The sequence below is a fragment of the Ideonella sp. genome, assembly GCF_041918995.1.
In the GTDB taxonomy this organism is placed as follows: Bacteria; Pseudomonadota; Gammaproteobacteria; order Burkholderiales; family Burkholderiaceae_C; genus Ideonella.
Window position 1 is genome coordinate 256,352 of record NZ_JAYRUN010000001.1, and the last position, 16,352, is coordinate 272,703.

At 72.1% G+C, this 16,352-nt stretch carries 16 protein-coding genes; 14 read left to right on the forward strand and 2 right to left on the reverse strand.

Annotated features, from left to right (window positions below; genetic code table 11):
* Positions 1-2 precede the first annotated feature (2 nt).
* The 6 genes from ACE3UN_RS01250 to ACE3UN_RS01275 all read left to right on the forward strand — a co-directional run bounded on the left by ACE3UN_RS01250 (position 3) and on the right by ACE3UN_RS01275 (position 7,110).
* The gene (locus tag ACE3UN_RS01250) at positions 3-977 is read left to right on the forward strand and encodes a DUF2157 domain-containing protein (RefSeq protein ID WP_374673077.1); all 975 of its coding nucleotides are present in this window, start codon (positions 3-5) and stop codon (positions 975-977) included.
* A complete protein-coding gene (locus ACE3UN_RS01255) occupies positions 974-2,620 on the forward strand; it encodes a GDYXXLXY domain-containing protein (protein WP_374673078.1) in 1,647 nt (548 codons plus the stop codon). The genes ACE3UN_RS01250 and ACE3UN_RS01255 overlap by 4 nt, the downstream gene beginning before the upstream one ends.
* Before the next feature lie 259 nt (positions 2,621-2,879).
* Positions 2,880-5,105, forward strand: a complete 2,226-nt coding sequence (locus ACE3UN_RS01260) for a hypothetical protein (protein ID WP_374673079.1) — start codon at positions 2,880-2,882, stop codon at positions 5,103-5,105.
* Positions 5,106-5,117: 12 nt separating this feature from the next.
* The gene (locus ACE3UN_RS01265) at positions 5,118-5,408 is read left to right on the forward strand and encodes a hypothetical protein (protein ID WP_374673080.1); all 291 of its coding nucleotides are present in this window, start codon (positions 5,118-5,120) and stop codon (positions 5,406-5,408) included.
* A gap of 83 nt (positions 5,409-5,491) precedes the next feature.
* Positions 5,492-5,698 carry a hypothetical protein gene (locus ACE3UN_RS01270; RefSeq protein WP_374673081.1) on the forward strand — a complete coding sequence of 69 codons (207 nt, stop codon included), beginning with the start codon at positions 5,492-5,494 and terminating at the stop codon, positions 5,696-5,698.
* 347 nt (positions 5,699-6,045) lie between these two features.
* Complete coding sequence (locus ACE3UN_RS01275; protein WP_374673082.1) at positions 6,046-7,110, forward strand: hypothetical protein; 1,065 nt, start codon at positions 6,046-6,048, stop codon at positions 7,108-7,110.
* 246 nt (positions 7,111-7,356) lie between these two features.
* On the opposite strand, the gene ACE3UN_RS01280 is transcribed toward ACE3UN_RS01275, so the two are convergent.
* Positions 7,357-7,773 carry a DUF1801 domain-containing protein gene (locus tag ACE3UN_RS01280; RefSeq protein ID WP_374673083.1) on the reverse strand — a complete coding sequence of 139 codons (417 nt, stop codon included), beginning with the start codon at positions 7,771-7,773 and terminating at the stop codon, positions 7,357-7,359.
* 183 nt (positions 7,774-7,956) lie between these two features.
* Between ACE3UN_RS01280 and ACE3UN_RS01285 the strand changes: the two genes are divergently transcribed.
* Both ACE3UN_RS01285 and ACE3UN_RS01290 read left to right on the forward strand, forming a co-directional pair.
* On the forward strand, positions 7,957-8,799 hold the full coding sequence (locus ACE3UN_RS01285) for a metallophosphoesterase (RefSeq protein WP_374673084.1): 843 nt from the start codon (positions 7,957-7,959) through the stop codon (positions 8,797-8,799).
* An 83-nt stretch (positions 8,800-8,882) separates the two neighbouring features.
* Complete coding sequence (locus ACE3UN_RS01290; RefSeq protein ID WP_374673085.1) at positions 8,883-9,305, forward strand: universal stress protein; 423 nt, start codon at positions 8,883-8,885, stop codon at positions 9,303-9,305.
* Positions 9,306-9,383: 78 nt separating this feature from the next.
* Here the strand turns inward: ACE3UN_RS01290 and ACE3UN_RS01295 are convergent, their stop codons facing one another.
* Complete coding sequence (locus ACE3UN_RS01295; RefSeq protein WP_374673086.1) at positions 9,384-9,602, reverse strand: hypothetical protein; 219 nt, start codon at positions 9,600-9,602, stop codon at positions 9,384-9,386.
* 248 nt (positions 9,603-9,850) lie between these two features.
* Here ACE3UN_RS01295 and ACE3UN_RS01300 point away from each other — a divergent pair, with 248 nt between their 5' ends.
* The 6 genes from ACE3UN_RS01300 (at position 9,851) to ACE3UN_RS01325 (ending at position 16,326) form a co-directional block, all read left to right on the forward strand.
* Positions 9,851-11,164, forward strand: a complete 1,314-nt coding sequence (locus ACE3UN_RS01300) for a D-amino acid dehydrogenase (protein ID WP_374673087.1) — start codon at positions 9,851-9,853, stop codon at positions 11,162-11,164.
* A gap of 57 nt (positions 11,165-11,221) precedes the next feature.
* Entirely contained in the window at positions 11,222-12,556 is a 1,335-nt protein-coding gene (locus ACE3UN_RS01305) for a glycerate kinase (protein WP_374673088.1), read from the forward strand.
* 764 nt (positions 12,557-13,320) lie between these two features.
* Positions 13,321-14,634: an Hsp70 family protein gene (locus ACE3UN_RS01310; protein WP_374673089.1), complete on the forward strand. Its 1,314-nt coding sequence runs from the start codon at positions 13,321-13,323 to the stop codon at positions 14,632-14,634.
* A 79-nt stretch (positions 14,635-14,713) separates the two neighbouring features.
* On the forward strand, positions 14,714-15,199 hold the full coding sequence (locus tag ACE3UN_RS01315; RefSeq protein ID WP_374673090.1) for an energy transducer TonB: 486 nt from the start codon (positions 14,714-14,716) through the stop codon (positions 15,197-15,199).
* A gap of 175 nt (positions 15,200-15,374) precedes the next feature.
* Positions 15,375-15,713, forward strand: coding sequence for an antibiotic biosynthesis monooxygenase (locus tag ACE3UN_RS01320; protein WP_374673091.1), 339 nt, complete (start codon positions 15,375-15,377; stop codon positions 15,711-15,713).
* Between the two features lie 67 nt (positions 15,714-15,780).
* A complete protein-coding gene (locus ACE3UN_RS01325) occupies positions 15,781-16,326 on the forward strand; it encodes a DinB family protein (RefSeq protein WP_374673092.1) in 546 nt (181 codons plus the stop codon).
* Positions 16,327-16,352 lie beyond the last annotated feature (26 nt).

The window sequence follows — 16,352 nt, forward strand, 5'->3', positions numbered from 1 at the left end:
CGATGGACCTGCGCCTTGCGCTGTATGAACTGACGGCCCGCCACGGGCTGGACGAAGCCGGCGCGCGGCGGCTGCGCCAGCTCGCCGGCGTGGACGCCGAGCCCGCGGCAGCCGCCACCTGGCTGGCGCGTGGCATCGCGGTGCTCGCCGCGGCGCTGCTGGGCCTGGGCATGATCTTCTGGGTGGCGGCCAACTGGGATTCGCTGGGCCGGTTCGGCCGCTTCGCGCTGCTGCAGGCGGCGGTGGTGGTGGCCTGCGTCGGCGCGCTGTTCAAGCCCGCTGCGCGCGTGCCGCTGGCCTTGGCCGCGCTGCTCGCCACCGGCGGCCTCTTCGCCTACTTCGGCCAGACCTATCAGACCGGCGCCGACCCGTGGCAGCTCTTCGCGCTGTGGGCCGCGCTCACGCTGCCGCTGTGCCTGGCGTTGCGCAGCGACGTGGCCTGGGCACCGTGGGCGCTGGTCGCGATGACGGGCATCTCGCTGTGGGTGCATGCCCACCTGGGCCACGTGTGGGCGGTGCGCCCAGGTGACCTGCAGGTGCATGGCCTGGGGTGGATCGCGGCGCTCGTGCTCGTGGCGGCTTTCAGCGCACCGGCCCGGCGCTTCACGGGCGCGGGCGTGTGGTCGCTGCGCACGGCCACCACGCTCACCGTGATCACGGTCACCACCACCGCCTTGTTCGGGCTCTTCTCGCACGAGGTCAGCTCGCACTACGGGCTGGGCCTGCTGTTGCTGGCCACCGGCGCCGCGCTGTTCGCCACTGGCCGCTTCTTTGACCTCTACGGCCTGAGCGCCATCGCGCTGGGGCTGGACACGCTGCTCGTCTGCGGCCTGGCCCGCATGCTGTTCGACGGGCGCGGCGGCGACACCATCGGTCAGCTGCTGGTGCTCGGCCTGGTGGCTGCCGGCCTGCTGGCGGCCACCGTCACCGCGGTGCTGCGTATCGCCCGCGTGCATGCCACGAAGGAGGCCCCATGACCACCGACACCCGCATCGACGCGTGGCTGCAAGCCGCCGTGGCCGAGGGACTGCTGCCGGCCGACGCACGCGTGGCCGCGCAGGACACGCGGCCCTGGCCCGCCGTGCTGCTGACAGCGCTCGGCGCCTGGCTCGCCGCCCTGCCGCTCACCATCGTCGTGGGCATGCTGCTGGGCGACCCGCTGGACCAGGGCGTCGGGGCCTATGTCGTCGGCGTACTCGTGCTGTCGGGCGCCGTCGTCGTGCTGCACGCCAAGGGCCTGCCCCTGTTCGTCGAGCAGCTGGCCGTGCCGGCGCTGCTGGTGGGCGGCGCCTCGATCGGCTTCGGGCTGTACCGGGACCTGCAGGCCCAGGCCGCGTCGGCCGGGCTGGCCGCAGTGGCCCTCGGCGTGGCCCTGGTGGTGGGGCGCACCTGGCTGCGCCTGCTGTTGGGCGCCACGGCGGCGGTGCTGCTGGCCATCGCCCTGCTGCCCGATGCACCGCGGCTGTTCGACAGCGGCACGGACATGGCCGGGTACTGGCTGTCCTGGCACCTGGTGGGCGCGGCCACGCTCGGCGCCTGGGCGGCGCAGGCACGCGTGATCGCCCACGGGCCAGCAGCGCGGCTGGGCGTCGCGCTGGAGCCGGTGCTCGCGGGCAGCTTCGTGGCCACCGCCGCGGCGCTGGCCGCCTGGTCGGGCATGGCCTTCCTGGTGGGCGCCAGCCTGGGCGACGGACCGGGCTACTGGACGTCGCGCGGCGCCCGCGCCGGCGCCGGTGCCCAGCCGTGGCTGCAGGCCGCCTCCGCCACGCTCGCCGCCGCGGGCGGCGCCTGGCTGGCCCACCACTGGCCGGCGCTGCGCCGGCCTTGGTGCGCCGGCGTCGCGCTGGTGCTCGTTGCACTCGCCTGGTTCATGCCGGCGCTCGGCGCGGTGCTGCTGCTGCTGGCGGTGGCCGCCAGCGGCCAGCGCTGGCGCCTGGCCTGCGCCGCGGCTGCCTCGGCGGCGTGGATCGTCGGCGCCTTCTACTACCGGCTGGACTGGCCACTGGCCACCAAGGCCATCGCGCTCACCGGTGCCGGCGCGCTGCTGGGGCTGTTCGCGTGGCTGGCGCTGCGCGTCGGCCGGCCGGGCAACGCAGCGCCGAGCCACGACAAGGCGCGGCCCGCCGCACGGCCACGCAGGGTGCTGCTGGGCATTGCAGGCACCCTGGCGGCCGTGCTGGTGGTGGCCAACGTCGGCATCTGGCAGAAAGAACGGCTCATCGCCACCGGCCAGCCGGTGTTCGTGGAACTGGCGCCCGTGGACCCGCGCTCGCTGATGCAGGGTGACTACATGGAACTCGCCTTCCGCCTGCCGCCCGAGGTGGAACCGCGTGTGGAGGGGCTGGCGACCGCCGATCGCCCCAAGGTGGTCGCGCGGCGCGAAGCCAATGGCATCGCCACGCTGCTGCGCGCAGACGACGGCCAGCCCTTGGCCCCGGGCGAACTGCGCATCGAGCTGACGCCCAAGGACAGCCGCTGGGTGCTCGTCACCGACGCCTGGTTCTTCCGCGAAGGCGAGGCCGAGCGCTGGGCGCGCGCCCGCTACGGCGAGTTCCGCGTCGATGCGAGCGGCAAGGCGCTGCTGGTCGGCCTGCGCGGCGACAAGCTGCAGGCGCTGTAAGCGCCGCCGCGGGTTCCGATGGCCCACCGGCTGCACCCGCCGCGCAGCCCCGCGCCGATCGCGCTGACACCCGGCCCGTACGAGTTCCCGATGGTGTGGGGGCTCGAATAGCCGTGGTGGCCTTCTAGGGCCCATGGCCGAGGGAGGAAAGCAGCGAACCTTCGGGGTGGTGGCCGCGTGCCACCGGCTCTCAGACTGACGCATTACTCACGCGTCAGGCTCCGACTGACGCATCACTCACGCGTCAGGAGAGCTCACCATGGCACGCCTCACCCTTCCCCTCGATGCCACCGGCATCGAGGCCCGCGACCCCAAGCAACCGATCAGGGCCCTGCTCACCGCCGGCGGCAAGCCGGTCGCTTACCAACTGCTCGAATTCGACCCCAAGGGCATGGCCTACGCCCGGTTCGAGCTCAAGGAAACGGCCGGCGCGCTGCGCATCGTGGTGGGCCCACCCGACGCCAGCGATGACGACCTCGTCGGCCTGCAGACGCTGGGCATCGATGTGCCGCTGCGTCGCTTCGTCGGCCGCGAGGAGCTGGTGCTGCCGCCGCTGCGCATTCCCGAGTACCACTGGCACTGGTGGCTGCGCTGGTGCCGCACCTTCACCGTGCGCGGCCGCCTGCTCTGCCCGGATGGCTCACCCGTGCCCGGCGCGGTGGTCTGCGCCTACGACGTCGACGCCTTCTGGTGGTGGTGGAGCAAGCAGCAGCTGGCCTGCGCCACCACCGACGCGAGCGGCAGCTTCAGCATGAGCTTCCGCTGGTGCTGCGGCTGGTGGCCGTGGTGGTGGTGGTCGCTGCGCCGCTGGCAGGTGGAGCCGGACCTGGCCCGCCACCTGTATGGCGCGCTGCAGCGCGAACCGCGTGTGCCGAAGATCCCCCTGCCCGACCCCTCGCCCGACCTGAACCTGTTCCAACACCTGCTGGGCGAGCAGGCCTTGCTGGGCATGGGCGGTGCACGCACCCCCCCGCGCGAGCGGCTGGCCTTGCCACGGCGCGGCGCCAAGGCCTTCGCCCCCGCACCGCCACTCGCCCGCGTGCAGCCCGACCTGCTGGACGGCCTGCGCGAGCGCCTGGTCGCGAAGCTGCCGCCGCTGGCTGACCACCTGAACCCGCGCCTGACCGAGCGGCTGTGGCCCTGGGCCCCCTGGCAGCCCTGGTGGGACTGCACACCCGACCTCGTCTTCCGTGCCACGCAGCGCTGCGGCGGCGTCGAACGCGTCGTCGTCGACGAAGGCTGGCTGCAGGCGCGCTGGAACGTGCCCCAGGTGCTGGACGTGACGCTCACCGCCGGCGAAGGCGCCTGCTGCGTGCCCATCAACGACTGCGACGAGGGCGAATGCCTGGCGCTGGCCAAGGTGTGCAGCGTCGACGCCGACCAGGTGGGCGGCAACCCCGGCGCCGACCCGGCCCCGGTGGGCTACGCCTTCCCGGACGTGATCGCCACCGGCGCCGACGCGCCCTTTGGCGGCGTGGTGCACATCCGCGGCACCGCGCAGTGCATGAGCAGCATCGACTACTACGAGATCGAGTTCAGCGCCGATGGCGGCGCCACCTGGGGCGCGGTGCCCGCCGATGCGCTGGGCGGCTTCGTGCGCGAGTACTGGGACTTCGCGCTCGGCACCGACGTGGACGTGGGCTTCAGCGCCACCGTGCCCATCAATGGCCACCACGTCTACGAGACCGTGGCCCACTACGAGGCCACCCACACCCCCGCCGACTGGGGCGGCAGCAAGGTCTGGCTGGGCACCCACATCGACCTGGTGTTCCCCTGGGTCACGCAAGGCGTGTTCGGCGACGGCACCTACCGGCTGCGCGTGGTGGGCTACGACGAAGCCGGCGGCACGTTGTCCAACCCCAGAGTGATGCGGCTGTGCAACGACCAGGACGAGGCGCAGATCGTGGTGACCATCGACAACCAGTCGAGCTACCCTGCGCCCGGCCCGATCGACAACCCCTGCGGCCCCGGCACCACCCACGCCTGCACCGACGAGCCGATGACCGACATCCTCGACGCGCGCATCGTGCACGCCGACTCGAGCGCCACCCCCATCGGCCCCTGCGGCAACGTCACGCTGGCCGAAGGCGACATGCTGGAAGTGGACTTCATCGCCCACGACGCGCAAGGCCACCTGGCCTGGTACAGCCTGATCGCCACCTACGGCGAAAACCTGGCGCGCGACCTGATCGCGCTGGCCGGCGGCGCCGCGGGGCTGATGCCGCTGCCCGGCGGCGCACCGCCGGTGCCGGCCGCGGCGCAGGTGGGGCCGGACTACGCCACCGCGCGCTCGGCTCCCCAGAACGCCACAGCGCCCACCTGGACCGGCGGCGCACTGCGCCTGCGCCTGCCCGCGGCCACGGCCTTCCCGGAGAGCTGCTGCTACCAGCTGGAGCTGCGCGCCTACAAGCGCACCATCGTGGACTGCCAGGCCAACTTCGCGCACCGCAACCTCAGCGAGCGCAGCTTCCAGGTCACGGTCTGACCGAAAGAAGCCATGCTCGACCTGGCCAGCCTTGCCGCCGCCACGCTGGCCACGTGGCGGCTCACCCACCTCGTCGTGGCCGAAGACGGCCCGTGGGACGTGGTGGTGCGCCTGCGCCGCGCGGCCGGCGACGGCCTGGCCGGCCAGATGATGGACTGCTTCTACTGCGCCAGCCTCTGGCTGGCCCTGCCCTTCGCGGCCTGGCTGGCCGACGACTGGCCAGGCCGGCTGGTCGCCTGGCTCGCCGCGTCCGGCGGCGCCATGCTGCTGCAACGCGCGCAGCAAACCGACACCCCTGCCTGACCCCAACCCTGGAGACCCTCATGTGCTGTGGCACCCGACGCGCCGCGCTCACGCGCACGCCTACCCCGCCCGCCGCCCGCGCGATGCACGCGACGCCCGCCATCCCCGCATCGCCGGCGCGCATCACGACCATCGTCTTCGAATACACCGGCACCGCCCCAAGCGCCACCGTGATCGGCCCTGCCAGCGGGCAGCGCTACCGCTTCAACCGCCCAGGCGAGCGGCTCGCGGTGGACGCGCGGGACCGACCGGGGTTGATGGCGGTGGCAGGGCTTCGGTGGGTGCGGTGAGGGTGCGGGAGCAGCTGAGCAGGCCGTAGAGAGGACAGCTTCACACTGATTGCGGTCTGTCGGTTGAGGCATGGCGACCGGCGCCTGTCGACCCGAAGCGGCACTGTGGTCATAACTCCAAAAAAGGGCAGCATGGCGGCAGGTCCGCGATCGGATCACTCTCGTGTTCTTGGCCAAACTCGCCGAGCGGGCGCTGCATCAGGCCGATCAACCATATTCAACCCGACCCGCCTGCGGCCCCCTTGCTCAGCAATTTGTCGACGTCGCGCCGCCAATGCGCGGCTATAACCGGCGGCGCTGCCGGGGGACTTGCCTGGCGGGCTTCTTCTATTCACGCCGCTCCCGACATGAAGACCATCCACGCCATCCTGGCTGCCGCCGTGGCCGCCTCGCTCATCCCCGTCGCCGCCCAGGCGGCGCCGACCTACCAACTGATCCGCCTCGATTCCTTCGGTGGCTCGATCGCCATTGGGCTCGCCCTCAATGAATCGGGCACAGTGGTTGGCAAGGCGCACACCATGCCTTGCTGCGACGACGATGCACCGTACGAGACGCGGCGCGCCGTGCGCTGGACCGCGTCGAACCCGACCGACCTGGGCACGCTGGGCGGCATGAACGCTACGGCAACCGGCATCAACGATCAGAACGTGGTGATCGGTGCCAGCACTCTCGCGGGCGGAGGCAACGACGTGGCCACGACCTGGGTCAACGGCCTGGCCACTCAGCTCCCCAACCTCGGTGGGCAAGCCAGCGGCGCCTACGCCATCAACCGCCGCGGCGACATCGCCGGCTACGCCACCACCGCCGGCAACGTGCGCTACCGCGCCGTGGTGTGGCGCGCAGGCGTGGCACGGGCGCTGCCGGACCTCGGCGGCAAGAACGCCGTCGCCACGGCGCTGAGCAATAAGGGCCATGTGGTGGGCTACAGCACCGCGCGCGGCCAGCAGGGCACGCGGGCGGTGATGTGGTCGAGCGCCGGCGGGCTCACCAACCTCGGCGCGGGCCTCGCCGGTTCGTCCAACGCGCGCGGCGTGAACGACAACGGCACCGCGGTCGGCTACCACATCGCGCCCGGCGCGTATTCCCGCCCGATCATCTGGAGCGGAACCACGCCGGTCGATGTGGGCACCCTCGGCGGGGCGCAGGGCTGGGTCAACGGGATCAACAATCAGGGCTCGGCGGTTGGGGCCAGCTCCAAGGTGGGCACCGAAACGCCGCACGCCACGCTGTGGCAGGCCGGCGCGGTCCTCGACCTGAACGACCTGGTCGATCCCTCCCAACTGGACCCGAACGAGTGGCTGCTGACGGAAGCCATGGCCATCAACGGTCGAGGCGAAATCACCGGCGTGATGCGCAATGTCTGGGGATTCGAACAGCGCGGCTTCCTGCTGAAGCCGCTCTTGCAGCACTGATCGCCGTCATGGCTTGACCCATAGGTGCGCGTGTTGAAGAACTCGCGCACGCGGGCCTTCGCCAGTTCGAGGTCCTGGCCGGACTGACTGCGGCTACTCAGCTCCAAAGCCCGACCGACCGCAACCGCGGCATTCCCGCCGTCGACGTGCTCGGTGAATGGCCAGCCAGCGCTCGATGGCGGGGTTGCGCGGCAGCCCGCGTGGGAATCGAGGCAGCCGATTCGGCGCCATGGCAGGCGGCGCCCGTCAGCCGTACTTCCGCCGCACCTCGGCAATCGAGCCTGCCACCAGTTGCTCCAGCACCGCCGTGTCCAGGTCGGCCAGGCGCTTGAAGTAGAAGCACGACTTGCCCATCTTGTGCTTGCCCACGCGGGCCAGCAGGGCCTGCTGGTCGTGCCCGTCGCACGAGAGGTAGACCACCAGCTCGCGGCCGCGGATGGCGAAGGCGGCCAGGCAGGCCTCGCCGCTGCGTCCGCTGTCGTACGTGTAGCGGTAGCGGCCATGGCCAACGATGCTGGGCCCCCACATGGTTGGCGGTTCACCGGTGAGCCGTTGGAACATGGTCATCAGCACGGCGCAGTCGGTGCGCTGCTCGTCGCTGGCGCGCGAGGCGATGTAGTCGCTCACGCTGGCGTCGGTGGGCTGGGTCTTGTTCTCTGGCATGGGGGGCTCCGGTCGGGTCTCGCGGCTTTCGCTTCATCGCAGCGCGGCTGGCGCAGCCGGCACGATGCGCGCGCCGATGCGCCCGCCGAGCCAGGCCATGGGCAGGTAGGCGGCCACCCTAGCAGCGGCCTCGCGACGCGCCCATCGGCACCTGCCCGCAGCCGCGGTGCGATCATCCCCCGCATGCGCCTGCAACTCGCCTCGGACCTGCACCTCGAACGCGACCCCGGCTTCGTGCTCGCCCCAGCGCCCGGCGCCGACACCCTGGTGCTGGCCGGCGATGTGGGCAGCTACCAGGCCGGCTCGCTGCTGGGCGGCGACGATTTCGGCTTGGCGCGCTTCTCGCCGCGCCAGCCCGGCGCGCCCTGGCGCCGCGTGCTCTACGTGCCGGGCAACCACGAGTACGACGGCGGTGAGTTCGGCCCGCGCCACGCTCGCCTGCGCGCCCTGTGCGACGAGCTGGGCATCACCTGGCTGGAGCGCGCGGTGGTGCGCATCGACGGCGTGCGCTTCATCGGCACCACGCTGTGGACCGATTTCGACGCCCTGGCCGCGCGCGAGAAAACGGCCACCCAGCAGCTCAAGGCGCGTGACAAGGCCTTCCGCGCGGCCAACTTCTACCTGCGCCGCTTCACCGCGCTGCAGGGCGGCGAGCCCATGCTGGCCGAGCAGTGGCGCGAGCAGGCGCTGGCCTGCCAGGCGTGGCTGCGCACGGCGCTGGCCGAGCCGTACCCGGCCGGCCCCACCGTGGTCGTCACCCACCATGCGCCCAGCCTGCGCAGCGCCGACCCGCGCTACGGGCTGGTGCCCGGCACCGCCGGCTTCTGCAACGCCATCGACGACTGCCTGGACCACGCCGACCTGTGGCTGCACGGCCACCTGCACTGTGCGGTGGACTACCGCGCCGGCGCGGGCAACCGCTGCCGCGTGGTGGCCAACCCGCTGGGTTATGCGGCCAAGGGCGAGCGCGCGGGCTTCCGGCCCGGGCTGGTGATCGACGTGCCGGCAGGCGCCGGCGCGGCTTGACGCACGGCAAGGGAGCCCCACCCCTGCGTGCGACACTTCCCGCGCTCACCCGGGGGCGGACCCCGCTCGACAAGGAGAAGACGATGAAGATCCTGGTGGCCGTGGACGGCAGCTCCTACACCAAGCGCATGCTCGCCTACCTGGCAGCGCACGACGAATGGCTGGGTGACCAGCACGAGTACACCGTGGTGCACGTGGTGCCCGCCGTGCCGCCGCGCGCCGCCGCGGCGCTGGACAAGGCCGTGCTCGCGTCCTACTACGAGGCCGAGGCCGAGAAGGTCTTCAAGCCCATCCGCACCTTCTTCGGCAAGCAGAAGCTGCGCGCGAACTTCGTCACCAAGGTCGGCCACGCCGCCGACAGCATCGCCGCCGTGGCGGCCAAGGGCGGCTTCGACCTGCTGGTGATGGGCTCCCACGGCCACGGCACGCTGGGCAACCTCGTGATGGGATCGGTGGCCACCAAGGTGATGGCCCACTGCCAGACGCCGATGCTGCTGGTGCGCTGAGCACCGGCAGGAGGGCGTGGGGCGGCTCGGGAGGGCCGCCGCGCCGGAGCCCGCCCGCGGCGGCTCCGGCATGACGAATCAGCTGGCGCTCAGACGCCGCAGCCAGCTCACCTGCGCCGCGGCCGCGCCGGCCGTGGTGGCCAGGGCGCCCGGGGCCGGCAGGTCCGCCGGCGGCTCATCCAGGCAGAAATCCAGGCCCATGGCGGTGCCCATGTCGGCCGGGTCCAGCTCCGGCGCAGGAGACGACGACGCGCCCATCAGGCGGCGGAACAGGCTCGGGTGGGCGGCTTGTGTCATGGGCGTCTCCGGTGGATGGACTCAGTTTCGGCACGCTGTATGAATTCGTTACGACGAGCAGAGCGCGAGAGCACCCGCTTATGGCCCTTTTGCGACTTTCGCCACACCGGCCGCTGCACGCCCGCTGGCAAAGCGCATGCCAATCCATTAGCCAACCTTATGAACAGAGACTTTCATGAGTAACCCTTCAACTTGACGGGCGTCATCCGCACAATCGCGGCGTCGCTCCCGTCACCCCACCGCCCCCCATGAAGGTCATCGTTCTCGGCGCCGGCATCGTCGGCATCAGCACCGCCTGGTACCTGCTCGAAGAGGGCCATGAGGTCACCGTGGTGGATCGGCAGCCCGACGCCGCCCTGGAGACCAGCTTCGCCAACGGCGCGCAGATCTCGGTGAGCTTCTGCGAGCCCTGGGCCAGCAAGGACGCGCCGTTGAAGGTGCTGAAATGGCTGCTGCGCGACGACTCGCCGCTGTTGTTCCGCCCCCGGCTGGACCCGCACCAGTGGATCTGGGGCCTGAAGTTCCTGACCCACTGCAGCGACGCCGCCTTTGCGCGCAACGTGCAACAGCTGGTGGCGCTGGGCGCCTACAGCCACGAATCGCTCAAGCAGCTGGTGGCGCAGACCGGCATCCAGTACGACCGCCTGGAGCGCGGCATCCTGCACTTCTTCTCCACCGAGAAGGATTACCAATCCGGCGCCGCCGCGGCCGAACTGATGCGCGCCCACGGCGTGGACCGCCGCGTGCTCGACCGCGACGAGGTGCTCAAGGTGGAGCCGGCGCTCGCCGCCTTCGGCCCGCACATCCACGGCGGCACCTTCACCCCCAGCGACGAATCGGGCGACGCCCGCGTGTTCACCCAGCAGCTGGCCCGCCTGGCGCGCGAGCGCGGCGTGCAGTTCCTGTACGAGCACGACGTGATCGGCGTGGACACCGCCGGTGGAGAGGTCAGCGGCGTGCGCGTGGGCTGCCAGCGCACCGGCCAGCGCCGCACGCTGAAGGCCGACCAGTACGTGGCCGCGATGGGCAGCTTCACCGCCCCGCTGCTGCGCCCGCTGGGCGTGAACCTGGCCATCTACCCCGCCAAGGGCTACTCGGCCACGCTGCGCCTGAAGCGGCCCGAGGCCGCCAGCGTGGTGAGCCTGCTGGACGACACGCGCAAGATCGCCATCTCGCGCCTGGGCGACCACATCCGCATCGCCGGCACGGCCGAGATGGCGGGCTACGACCTGAGCCTGGACACCGCCACCGCCCGCGTGCGCTGCGAGGCGCTGGTGAAGCGCTACGAAGAGCTCTTCCCCGGCGTGGCCGACACCACCGAGCCCAACTACTGGACGGGCCTGCGCCCCAGCACGCCCAACAACGTGCCCTACATCGGCCGCGCCGCTCGCGTGGCCAACCTGTGGCTGAACGCCGGCCACGGCACGCTGGGCTGGACGCACGGCGCCGGCTCCGGCCGCGCCCTGGCCGAGCTGATGAGCGGCAAGCGCCCGCAGCTGGCCTTCGGCTTCTGCGGCCCCGAGCTGCCGCAGCGCCCCACCCAGGTGGCGCTGGCGACCTGATCACCGGCTGATCACCGGCTGACCACCGGCCGGGTGGCGGGCGGGCCAGAATCGGCCATGCCCCGCCCGCCCGGCCCTGCGCCCTCCTCGGCGCCACCTTCGGCGCCCTCCCCCTGCGCCGACCCGCTCGCCCTGCTGCACCGGCTGTACGCGGCCATGCGCGAGGCCGCTGACCCCGCGCGCATCCTGCCGCCCCACCTGCCCGAGCCGCCCGAGCGCGGCCGGACCGTGGTGGTGGGCGTGGGCAAGTCCGCCGCCGCCATGGCCCAGGCGGTGGAGGCGCACTGGCCTGCCGACGCGCGCTTAAGCGGCGTGGTGGTGGTGCCCGAGGGCAGCGCCCTGCCCCTGGCGCGCCTGCGTCTGCTGCAAGCCAGCCACCCCGTGCCCGATGCCCGCAGCGAGGCCGCCGGACGCGCCCTGCTGGCGGCCGTGCAGGGCCTGGGGCCCGACGACCTGGTGCTCGCGCTCGTCTCCGGCGGCGGCTCGGCCCTGTGCGCCCTGCCCGCCGAGGGCCTGGCCCTGGCCGACAAGCAGCGCCTGACGCGCGAGCTGCTGGCCCGCGGCGCCACCATCGGCGAGATCAACACGGTGCGCCGCCACCTTTCGGCCATCAAGGGCGGCCGGCTGGCGCTGGCGGCGCACCCGGCGCGCGTGCACTCGCTGATCCTGAGCGATGTGCCGGGCGACGACCCGGCCGTGGTGGCCTCGGGCCCCACGCTGCCCGACTCCAGCACCTGCGCCGACGCCGCCGCCGTGCTGGCCCGCTATGCCATCGAACCCGGCCCCACCGTGGCGGCGGCGTGGGCCGACGCCCGCTGGGAATCGCCCAAGCCGGGCGACGCGCGCCTGGCCGGCCACACGCACCGCCTCGTGGCCAGCGCATGGAACGGCCTGCAGGCCGCCGCCCAGGCCGCGCAGGCCGCCGGGTGGCGCGCCCACATCCTGGCCGAGGCCATGGAGGGCGAGGCGCGCGACCAGGCGCTGGCGCACGCCGCCATCGCCCGCGCCGTGGCCGAGCGCGGCGTGCCCTTCGCGCCGCCCTGCGTGCTGCTCTCGGGCGGCGAGCCCACCGTCACCCTGCAGGGGCCCGCCGGCCGCGGCGGGCGCAACACCGAGTTCGCGCTGGCACTGGCCCTGGCGCTGGGCGGCCACCCGCGCATCCACGCCCTGGCCGCCGGCACCGACGGGCTCGACGGCGCCGCCCGCGCCGCGGGCGCCTGGGTGGCCCCTGACACCCTGGCCCGCGCCCACGCCCTGGGCCTGAGCCTGCCCGCCGCCCTGGCCGCGCACGACAGCGCCACCGCGCTGGATGCCCTGGGCCAGCTGGTGCACACCGGGCCCACGCACACCAACATCAACGACTTCCGGGCCCTCGTCATCCTGGACACGTGAGCCCTTCGGGGCCGAGGACCGAGGGCCCTTCGACAAGCTCAGGGCGAACGGGGAAGGGAGAGATCCGTTCGGGCTGAGCCTGTCGAAGCCCCCACCGTTCAGGCTGAGCCCTTCGACAAGCTCAGGGCGAACGGGACACAGAGATCCGTCCGGGCTGAGCCTGTCGAAGCCCCCTTCCGATCAGGCTGAGCCCTTCGACAAGCTCAGGGCGAACGGGACAGAGAGATCCGTTCGGGCTGAGCCTGCCGAAGCCTCCTTCCGATCAGGCTGAGCCCTTCGACAGGCTCAGGGCGAACGGGACACAGAGATCCGTTCGGGCTGAGCCTGTCGAAGCCCCCTTCCGATCAGGCCGAGCCCTTCGACAGGCTCAGGGCGAACGGGACAGAGAGATCCGTCCGGGCTGAGCCTGCCGAAGCCTCCTTCCGATCAGGCTGAGCCCTTCGACAGGCTCAGGGCGAACGGGACACAGAGATCCGTTCGGGCTGAGCCTGCCGAAGCCTCCTGCCGATCAGGCTGAGCCCTTCGACAGGCTCAGGGCGAACCGGACGGAGAGCTCCGTTCAGGCTGAGCCTGTCGAAGCCCCCTTCCGATCAGGCCGAGCCCTTCGACAGGCTCAGGACGAACGGGACAGAGAGATCCGTTCGGGCTGAGCCTGTCGAAGCCCCCTCCGTTCAGGCTGAGCCCTTCGACGAGCTCAGCACCCGCCTATCGAAGCACCTCCCACCTGCGTAGAATCGCGCCCCTTTTTGGCCGGCCCTGCCCCGATGACGACTCCCACCCCCCAGGCCGCCCCGGCCTTCTGCGCCATCGACTTCGGCACCTCCAACTCCGCCATCGCCCTGCCCACGCCAACAGGCGGCGTGCGCCTGGTGGAGGTGGAGCCCGGCCAGCGCACCATGCCCACGGCGGTGTTCTATTCGCTGGAGGGCACGGCCCCGCACGAACCGCCGCGCGTGCTGTTCGGCCGCCCCGCCCTGGCCGCCTATGTGGACGGCCACGAGGGCCGGCTCATGCGCTCGATGAAGAGCGTGCTGGGCTCCGCCCTCATCGAGCAGAGCACCGACGTGGGCGCCGGCCGCTCGGTGCGCTTCGTGGAGGTGATCGCCGGCTACCTGCGCCACCTGAAGGCGCTGGCCGAGGCCGAGGCCGGCGCACCGCTGACCCGCGCCGTGCTGGGCCGGCCCGTCTACTTCGTGGACGACGACCCCGAGCGCGACGCCCAGGCTCAGGCCGCGCTGGAGACCGCCGCACGCTCAGTGGGCTTCACCGAGGTGGCGTTCCAGTTCGAGCCCATCGCCGCCGCGCTGGACCATGAAGCCAGCACCGACCGCGAAGAGCTGGTGCTCGTGGCCGACATCGGCGGCGGCACGTCCGACTTCTCGCTCGTGCGCGTGGGCCCCAGCCGCCGCGCCCGCGTGGACCGCAGCGACGACATCCTGGCCAGCCACGGCGTGCACGTGGCCGGCACCGACTTCGACCGCCACGTGGAGCTGGCCGCCATCCTGCCCCTGGCCGGCTACCGCGCCCGCGGCCCCAGGCCGGCTGAGCGCGAGGTGCCCAGCAAGGTGTACTTCGACCTCGCCACCTGGCACCTGGTGAACACGGTGTACACCCCGGCCCGCGTGATGGAGCTGCGCCGCATGCGCAGCTTCTACGCCGACCCCACCCTGCACGCGCGCCTGCTCGCCATCGTCGAGCACCGCCTGGGCCACGCCCTGCTGGGCGCCGCCGAAGCCGCCAAGATCGCCGTGGCCGACGCCGGCAGCACGGGCCAGGTGGACATCCCCCTGGACGCCGTGGAAGACGGCCTGGCCGGCCACCTGACCGAGCCCGACGCCCTGACCGCCCTGGAAGCCGACATGGCCCGCATCGTGGCCGCCGGCGTGGAAACCGCCCGCCGCGCCGGCGTGGCGCCCGAGCAGGTGGACGTGGTCTACCTCACTGGCGGCTCCACCGGCCTGCTGCCCCTGGCCACGCGCATCGCCGAGCCCTTCACCCACGCCCGCACCGTGCGCGGCGACCGCCTGGCCAGCGTGGCGCAGGGGCTGGGCTGGCACGCAAGGCGGGTGTTCGGGTGAGGCTTCCGCAGGCCACAATCTGGATGCACACGAGACCGTCACCGCCGCCGACCACGGTCCGGACACGAGGGAGCCGAGAATGATGCACCGACCACTTCCAGGCACGCCAGGCTGGCTTCTGTCCGCGTGCGTGCTGACGGCATGCGCCACCATGCCGGAGGTGACGACGCAGGAGGCGTGGCTGGCGCGCCAGCTGGACACCTGGAACGCCATCCGCGACTGCAATCCGGAGTTGGCGATGTGCCACCAGCGACGTCAGCGGTGGACCCCAGTGGGCGGGTGCTTTCCGCCCGAGTACCCGCGGGAGGCGAGGAAGAGCAGGCAGGAAGGACGAACGACGGTCCGGATCGACGTGGAGCCCGACGGCAGGGTCTCGGCCGTGGTCCTGCTCCAGGGAAGCGGGCATGCCAGCCTGGACCACGCCGCCACCCAGGGTTTCTCGGCCTGCCGGTTCCCGCCCGACCTGACGGCGAGGACGGCTTCCGGTAGCCGGTTCGTCCTGGAGTACCAGTGGGAGCTGCGCGCGTCTCCCACCGGCGCCTACATTCGTCGCCTGCCGGGCTGAACGGTCGAGTGCACGCGCGCAGCTCGCCACATCTCACGGACGGCGAGGCCGGCCCACCGGGAATGCGGTGTCCGCCCAACCCCCTGCGGCGTTAGCATGCCGGCGGGCCCCGCACCTGCCGGGCGACGCCCCAGTGACATGGCGCGGCGTGCGGCCCGTCACACGGGAGCTGACCATGATTCAACGACAAGGCCCTGGATTCACCGTCCTGTACCGATGGCGGCTGCGCGAAGGCAAGGAGCAGCAGTTCGTCGAAGCGTGGTCCCGGGTCACGGAGCGCTTGCTCGCGCAGGGCGGCTCGTTGGGTTCCCGCCTTCACCGAGGACCGGACGGCTGGTGGTACGGCTACGCCCAATGGCCCAGCGCAAAGGCACGAGAGGACGCGTTCGCGGGCACGCCGGGGGATCCAGAGGCGAGTCGGAAGATGGACGAGGCGGTTGTCGAGCGCCTGCCCGAGCTGGTCCTGGAGCCGGTAGCGGACTACCTGGTCCTCCCACGGGGCGCTGGCGCCTGACACCCCAGCCAGCCCGCGGCGCCCCGGCGAGCCGGCTGGGGCGTCCATGTTCTGCAAAGGAGACCGCATGACACCGCAGATGGCCGTGCTGCTCGCGGCATACAACCGCACGATGAATGAGCGCGTGTTCCGTGCTGCCCGGGACGTGAGCCCAGCCGATCTGCGCGCCGACAAAGGCGCCTTCTTCGGTTCCATCCTGGGCACACTCAACCACATCGCCGTGGCCGACACTATCTGGCTGCACCGCTTCGCGCAGTATCCGGGCGGGTTCTCCGCGCTCGCGGCGTTGTCGGCATTCGAGCGGCCCACGTCGCTTCGACAGACCGTTTCATCCGAGTTGGAGGGCCTGGGTGACTACCGCCGGCGGGTCGACGACATCATCGAGCGCTGGGTGGACGAGCTGACCCCCGTGCACCTGGCGTCCACCCTGGCCTATGCCAACATGGCGGGCGTCACGGCAAACAAGCCCCTTGGCGCGGTGCTGCAGCACTTCTTCAACCACCAGACGCACCACCGCGGCCAGGTGTCCACCCTGCTCTTTCAGGCCGGCGTGGATGTGGGTGTCACCGACCTGATCACGTTCATCCCCGACGTCCCCCCGTCCGGTGACTGAGCCCCGTGCGGCTGCCGAGGATGCTG